The sequence below is a fragment of the Enterobacter sp. UPMP701 genome (genome assembly GCF_053709515.1).
Window position 1 is genome coordinate 1 of record NZ_JBSKJN010000029.1, and the last position, 7,121, is coordinate 7,121.

The following is a 7,121-nucleotide window of genomic DNA, read 5'->3' on the forward strand; positions in this document are numbered from 1 at the left end:
AATCCTGTTAATAAGGATACTTTTGAAAGTCAGCGTATAGATCCTGACTATGAACTGACACATAGGGGACTTGATCAAATAGCGAATACAAATGAAAAATTTGGCACAGTGTTAAGGAAGGCCCTCGAGATTGCTTCGGATATAGTGAAGACTGCATCTGTAAGGTTCAGAACTGAGCAGGGTAGAAATTTTGTACAAGGCTGGCTTTTTGCTGGAGAATTAGAAACCGGGCATATGCAGTCTGTTATTGATGTTTTAACCACAAAGCTGGCAAATTTGAGCTCCGCTATTGATACTTATCACCTTGGCGAAAATCAAGCAAATATAGTGGGGTTCCGCGCCCCCTCTTCAGATAATACAGCTGCATTTACAATACCTAATGATCCTGAAAATAGAATCTATATCAATATCGATACTCCGACAGGCAGCTCTGCGCATTTAGTACAAACGTTGATCCATGAATTCTCACATCCGTTTATGGGAACAAAAGATTACTGGTATCTTCCTGTATACCACGATGAGATTGAGGGAATTATAAATCAAACGGATGTTCAAGCACTTGAAAAATTTGCCCTTACTACATCTTATTCGCAGCAGGAACTCATGACAGAATATGACTGGAATATTCCGGAAGATTGGTTGGGGAATATTCCTGCGACTGATGGAATTGCAACAAGATTACGGACAGATACGCAATTCAGAATAGAGTCAACTCTCGACAATGCTGATTCTGTAACTGCCCTGGTACTTAACGGTAACAGAAGGCTCTTTGCGAGTAGAGTTTCCATGCTAAATCAGAGCTTAAGGGAGAACTAACGGGTTTCCTGACATAGCAGCCGAATTTGGGCACAGTCATCAGGCTAGCTGGACGTCTGTGCTTCTTCATGATTGCTGCTCAGTAAATCTGTTTAATCCACCTAGTGTGAGGCGAGCCACATACGAAGAATTAATGTTATTAAACCTGGTTAACGTCACACGCATCATAAAATTAATGTGTCTCAGCCATGTTTTTATGATTGTTTATCCAGATTCAATTCACTGAGTGAAACGTGAATTTTTATTATGTAACGCCAACAATGTATCAGGGACAGCCGGATTTTCCGGTATCGCCATTGCTGTTTAAAACCGGTCGTGTCACCACAGGGTGTATGACGACCTCTACGGAACGTAAGAATAAGGATGAAGTGATGAGCAGGACACCATCTGTAGTAAGGCGAAAATCAACCCGAATCTATATTGGCAGCGTGCCTGTGGGGGATGGAGCCCCGATCACGGTTCAGTCGATGACGAACACCCCCACAGGTGACGTGGAGGCGACGGTCCGACAAATTAACCAACTTGAACGGGTGGGAGTGGATATCGTCCGGGTTTCTGTTCCCACGATGGAGGCCGCCGATGCATTTCGCTTAATTAAACAGCGGGTCGGGGTTCCAGTGGTGGCGGATATCCATTTTGACTATCGGATAGCGCTGAAGGTCGCTGAATATGGTGCTGACTGTCTGCGTATCAATCCGGGAAATATAGGGAATCAGGCCCGGATCCGTGCCGTGGTGGACTGCGCCAGGGATAAGAATATACCGATCCGTATCGGGGTAAACGGGGGCTCGCTTGAAAAAGACATTCAGGCCAGGTATGGCGAGCCGACGCCACAAGCCCTGCTTGAATCTGCTATGCGCCATGTGGATATTCTTGATGCGCTGAATTTTGACCAGTTTAAGGTGAGTGTGAAAGCTTCAGACGTATTTCTTGCCGTGGGGGCCTACCGTCTGCTGGCTGCACGAATAGACCAGCCGCTGCACCTGGGGATCACGGAGGCTGGGGGAATGCGTAGCGGCGCGGTAAAGTCAGCCGTAGGTCTGGGCAGGCTGCTGGCTGAAGGGATTGGCGATACACTGCGTGTCTCGCTGGCCGCCGATCCGGTTGAAGAAGTCAGGGTCGGTTTTGATATCCTGAATGCCCTGCGCATTCGTTCCCGGGGGATCAATTTTATCGCTTGTCCAACCTGCTCACGACAGGAATTCGATGTTATCGGTACGGTGAATGCCCTTGAACAACGACTGGAGGACATCACCACCCCCCTCGATGTTTCCATCATTGGCTGTATCGTGAACGGTCCTGGGGAAGCGCTGGTCTCTGCGCTTGGTGTGACAGGGGGCCATAAAAAAAGTGGATTCTACGAGAATGGAGTGCGACAGAAGGAACGTCTGGACAATCATCAGATTGTCGCCCAGCTTGAGGCCAGGATCAGGTCAAGGGTCAGAATGATCGAGGCTGAGCGCATTCAGGTAAAAGCACTGAACTGACGCTCCGTGACGGAAAATGACCTGGCTTTTAACCACCGGATGAAAAGTGAAGGGGAATATGAAGGATCCGCACTCTCTGTCTCTCCCTGCTTTCTTCGTCAAAGGGGATGAACCCGCGAGCCCTTAACTGCTTTGATAAAACGTTTGTGTGTGGATTTACGATCGATACCTATTACTGGCGAGCGTCGGACAAAAAAATCAGAGCCTGCTCTTTCGAAGAGCAGGCTCTGACCCGTTCCGAACTCTGAACGAGACGGGCTGAAAGGCAGGCTGGGGGAGATAATCCATTTTTCCGGAAAACAGCGCCGATAAAAAGGCTTTCCTCTGAAATTTACAGCTTATACCGTTTCTGTAAACCTGACAGAATGCCGGTGGCGCGCAGTCGGCTTACCGGGTTTGTTCGGGCAGCACCTTTGTCCCAGGCCGCTTCGGTATAGACACTGTCTCCGTTCGACGCAAAAGCCTTCATATATACCCGATATTGTTCGGTTGTGAATAACTCATAATCATCCAGTCTGGACAGCCCTCGGATATTCAGTACACCTGGCTGGGGTCCCATATTGATGCCTCCGGCATAGGTTTCGTCATTGCGTTCGTGCCATTCATCATGAGCACCATGCTGTATGGGGGAATGAGCCTTAACGCCATAGGTTTTGGTCAGAGAATGATCCCCCCATCCAAGCAGGTTATCCGCCTTATGCAACCCGGTACTCTCCAGCGCTGCATTCAGAACCGGGACCCATTCCTCCGGCGCAACCTGGCTGCCATTTTCATCGAGCACACTGTGGATATCAATGTCGCCGTATACCGCATTCCCGAATCCGTCAACAAGGGCTGCCTGCTCTTCGTTAATCGGCCGCAGACGGAAACCCTCCCGGCTCAGAACCTGTAGCGCCTCCGGAGCATGGGCAGAAGGGGTATTGATTGTCTGCAAATCCTGTCGGGCTTTTTCCGCCTGGTCTGCCGTGTAAAGCACAAGCCCCTCATTATTTTCACCTTTGAACGTTTTTTGGTATACGCCCGCCGGTTTTGGCCTGACCCCCATTTTGCCAACGTAAGACACGCGGGCACTATTTCCCGTGCGGACATTAATATGCCATGTTTTTTCTACGGCAACCCGGTGAATGGCTTTATATTCTTCGATGTGAAGACCTGCTCGCCGTATATTCTCAACGAATAAGTCATAAGCAATCTGCTTCAGTCGCGCTTCTGAACCGACTGGCGCAAGGCCATCAGGATCGCTGAGGGTTACCGGATTATTTCGTACCATACGGTACAAATTCAGACCGTCAACGGTTCCCGCCGGATCTGCGGAGAGCCAGCGGCCCGCCCACGATTGGTAGTATCGGTAACCGTAGTAGTACAGCCCCGTCGCATCACGCTCCTTGCCCGAATAACGGTGAGTACGATATCGTGTCTCCACCGCGCTGCGTGAAGCCCGCCACGCGCTTCCACCGTACGGAAAATACTCCTCCGCACTGATGATATTTCCCTTTTCATCCAGCTCCATGCTGTTCATTCCGGTTGTGCCGCTCAGGCTATATCGCACGCAGCCATTGCTCATCCCTGATGGTACTTCATTCTCGCGATCCCAGTGCAGCACCTGTACGTTACCCGCAAGAATAACCGCCAGCGACTCGGTTGTGTTGTTGCCCTGTCGGCAGCTCCGGTATTCAAGTCCGGGGAGATACACCACCGTTTCGCGGTGGCTGGCTTTGCGTGCCTGCGGCAGGGTTTCTTTCACCACTCTCAGCCCACCGGCATCATACAGATAGTACTCCTGAGGTTGTGTGGTGCGCTGATCCCCAACCTGGGCGGAGGTATTGACCATCGCCAGCTGCTGACGTTCGTTCCAGACCAGATTCTGTCCGGGCTGAAGTGCTCGTTGGTTTCCTGCTGCATCAAAGTGGGCATCAACCGTCTGTGGCGTAATAGCTCCCCACATTCCCTGCTTAAGAAGGGCATGGTTACTGCGATCTGACACGGTCAGCTCCCGGCTCCATCTCGACGCCCCGTGATGACGGATACGAACCAGGTTTCCGGATGCATCGTAACGGTAGTGGCGGGAATAGTTCACGCTTCGGTTGGCCACGTCGCCAGGAAGCTGGATAACTGGCTGTTGCCCTGGCCCGTCGCCAGATGTGACATTATCTGATGATTCGCGCCCGGTAGCCTGGATCAGCTGGTACAGACTGTCGTAGACGTACGTGTTTTCCGGCACCACTTTTTGATTGCGCCAGAAGCGTGTTTCTTCCGCGTCGTTGCGAACAGACAGTACGTTTCCGACCGGATCATAAGTATAACGCAGGTCCTGAAGTATCCGGGCGCGCGGGATCCCGGTGGTGGAACGGGTAGTTTTCAGACTTACCAGTCTGCCTGTCTGTGGTGAATATTCATAGCGCGTTACAACACCGTTCCCCAGCGTTTCCTGCTGTATGTTCCCGTCAGCGGTATAGGTCATGTCGGCCAGTAATGTTTGCAGGACAAAATTCCCTTTGCGTTGCAGTGTCCGCTGTACCAGCTGTCCGGCAATGTTATAACGCTGGCATTGTACATGGCCGGCTGCATCTGTCTGACGCACGCCCTGGCCACAGGCGTCAACAACAAGGGTTGTGATAGCTCCCGCCGGTGCCAGCAGCATTTCCCAGTCGGTTTCAGTCATCGTTTTCCACTCCGGCTGACGCGCGGTATCCGCACAAAGATGGCGCTGCTGACGTAATACCTGTCCCCCCAGCCCCACGGACAGTACAGCCTGACGGCCAGCAGGATCGTAGTGACGGAGGATGTGTCCACAGAGATTATACGCCTGACTGTCTGCGGTGACCGGAGCATACACATAGCGCTCCCGGAACCGGGGAATATCTCCGGGAGACTGTTCACTTACGGCGAGCAGGCGACCAGGCAGTGCCGGTGATTCACGGTGCCAGCGACGTATGGTTCCCCTGGCATCGAGCTGCCATAAAGGCCTTCCCTCTGCATCACCGAGCGTACAGTCAGTACCGGCATCGGTACTAAGGGTCTGCAGGGTGGCTCCACTAAGGGAGGGACTCCAGCTACGCACGGGTATCTGAAGGCGGGGATCGTACGTGGCCAGCGGAAAGCCACCGGGAGAATAGGTTGTTCGCGTCAGTCGCAGAGCTGCTGATTGCCCGACATCATCCCGGTGAAACTGCTGGGTGCGGATCGTCTGACCGCGGTTGTCAAATACCTGTATGGTCGGAGTCCCCCGATGAAGGGAACCGGTTAATGGAATTGTCATGATATTTTCTCTGGTAAAAGGGACGTGTAAAACGGTCCCGGACGTGCCGTAAGGCATATGCAGGCATACTTTGCCTGATCCGGTTTATGCTTATTTCATAAATCAGTCTGAATACGGTTAATCCGCTGATGAAATATTCACATAAGCGCGGATGCCTGCCGGGACAGAAATGTGAGGGAATATCAGGGTGGCATAACCACATGAATTCATGATCCTGAGGGGGATGACCACGAAGAGTCCTGTAAATCGGGAGTAGAGTGATGTCTGACTGTTTATAATGATCCCTGCGGCGCAGGCAATCTTCTTTCCGGACAGCTGTAATACCCGCAGGTACAAGGTGGTGGACATCGACCGGGTCAGCAGGGAAGAATGGCTGCCCGGCTGGTCGCTCCGTAGCGCAAGGTCATCTCTGGCAGGGACATGAGATATACCGCAAATTCTGGCTGATAGTCATGTGCTGTTCCGATCAAAAAAACCGGCCCCTGTCAGAATTCACAGGACCGGTTTTTCATAGTGATGACTCAGAAATTGAGACGGGCAGCCTCCCTCAGAGACGCAGAACATCGTCAAAGAAAATGAGAAGCCGCCGTGGTATTTTTTCTCTGGCTGTAACCGCTATAGCTGATCGTTATTCTGGTCACGTTTTTGACCGGATCGGCAAACGAAAGCTTCCCCGGCGTCATGTGAGTCGTAAACATCGTGCCCGCAATTTTATGAGCCCTCTCTTTGCTGTCCATGAGCGGTGCAATCCTGTGCTGATAGCTTCCGATATTCAGCCGGTGGCGAAGCCGGGTCATTCTGGTTCCCAGGAACGCAGGAACTGACGCCTTAAATCCTGTCCAGGCTCTTTTAAAACTCGTTATACTACTGTCACCATGTTTGATGCTGGTAATACTGAACATATGTCCGGGTGGCAGAACGGCCTCTGTGCTGGCAGATATCTCTTCCCGCATTGCGTTACGGCTCAGCCCGTTAAGACCAAACATATCGAACATGGAAGCATAAGCCGCCCCACCTTTCAGGCCCTTATGGAAAATACAGGAAGGTATTCCCCGGATTTTGAAGATAACAGGAACATTTCCAGCCACCTGGTTCTGCAGGGTAGCAAAACTTCGTGCAACGGCCCGGGATGAACTGAAGAATGATAACTGGCTGTTCTGAATTGTATCTCCTGCATGCAGCCTTTTGAGCTCATCAGAAGGCATGCTGACCCCCCGATACAGGACGCCGTCTTCATCACTATGAATATATGGCAATGAGTCTACGGCAGCTCGCTCCAGTTCTACCTGGGCCGTCTGCCTGGAGCCAAGCGCTTCTTCCTCAAAATACCGGCGGTGGTGATCGGAATAGGTGCCTTTTGCTATATCATTGCGGACCTTCTGTAGTTCCAGCTCGGTATAAGATGTTCGACCGTCCTCATCCTTAAGCGTGACGGGATTATTGCGGCACATCCGGAACAGGTTCAGGCCGTCCACCGTCCCCGCCGGATCTGCGGAGAGCCACCGCCCCGACCACGGCTGGCAGTACCGGTACCCGTAGTAGTACAGCCCCGTCGCGTC

The 7,121-nt window shown here is 51.9% G+C and carries 3 protein-coding genes and 1 pseudogene; 2 read left to right on the top strand and 2 right to left on the bottom strand.

The window, feature by feature from the left end:
• The coding region (locus tag ACWKXT_RS24030; protein ID WP_454533547.1) for a hypothetical protein at window positions 1-816 on the top strand (816 nt) is incomplete at its 5' end.
• Between the two features lie 371 nt (window positions 817-1,187).
• On the top strand, window positions 1,188-2,303 hold the full coding sequence (gene ispG / locus ACWKXT_RS24035) for a flavodoxin-dependent (E)-4-hydroxy-3-methylbut-2-enyl-diphosphate synthase (protein WP_454533549.1): 1,116 nt from the start codon (window positions 1,188-1,190) through the stop codon (window positions 2,301-2,303).
• Window positions 2,304-2,634: 331 nt separating this feature from the next.
• On the opposite strand, the gene ACWKXT_RS24040 is transcribed toward ispG, so the two are convergent.
• Window positions 2,635-5,562: an RHS repeat-associated core domain-containing protein gene (locus ACWKXT_RS24040; RefSeq protein WP_454533548.1), complete on the bottom strand. Its 2,928-nt coding sequence runs from the start codon at window positions 5,560-5,562 to the stop codon at window positions 2,635-2,637.
• A gap of 1,409 nt (window positions 5,563-6,971) precedes the next feature.
• A pseudogene (locus ACWKXT_RS24045) lies at window positions 6,972-7,121 on the bottom strand (RHS repeat-associated core domain-containing protein); the annotation flags it as partial.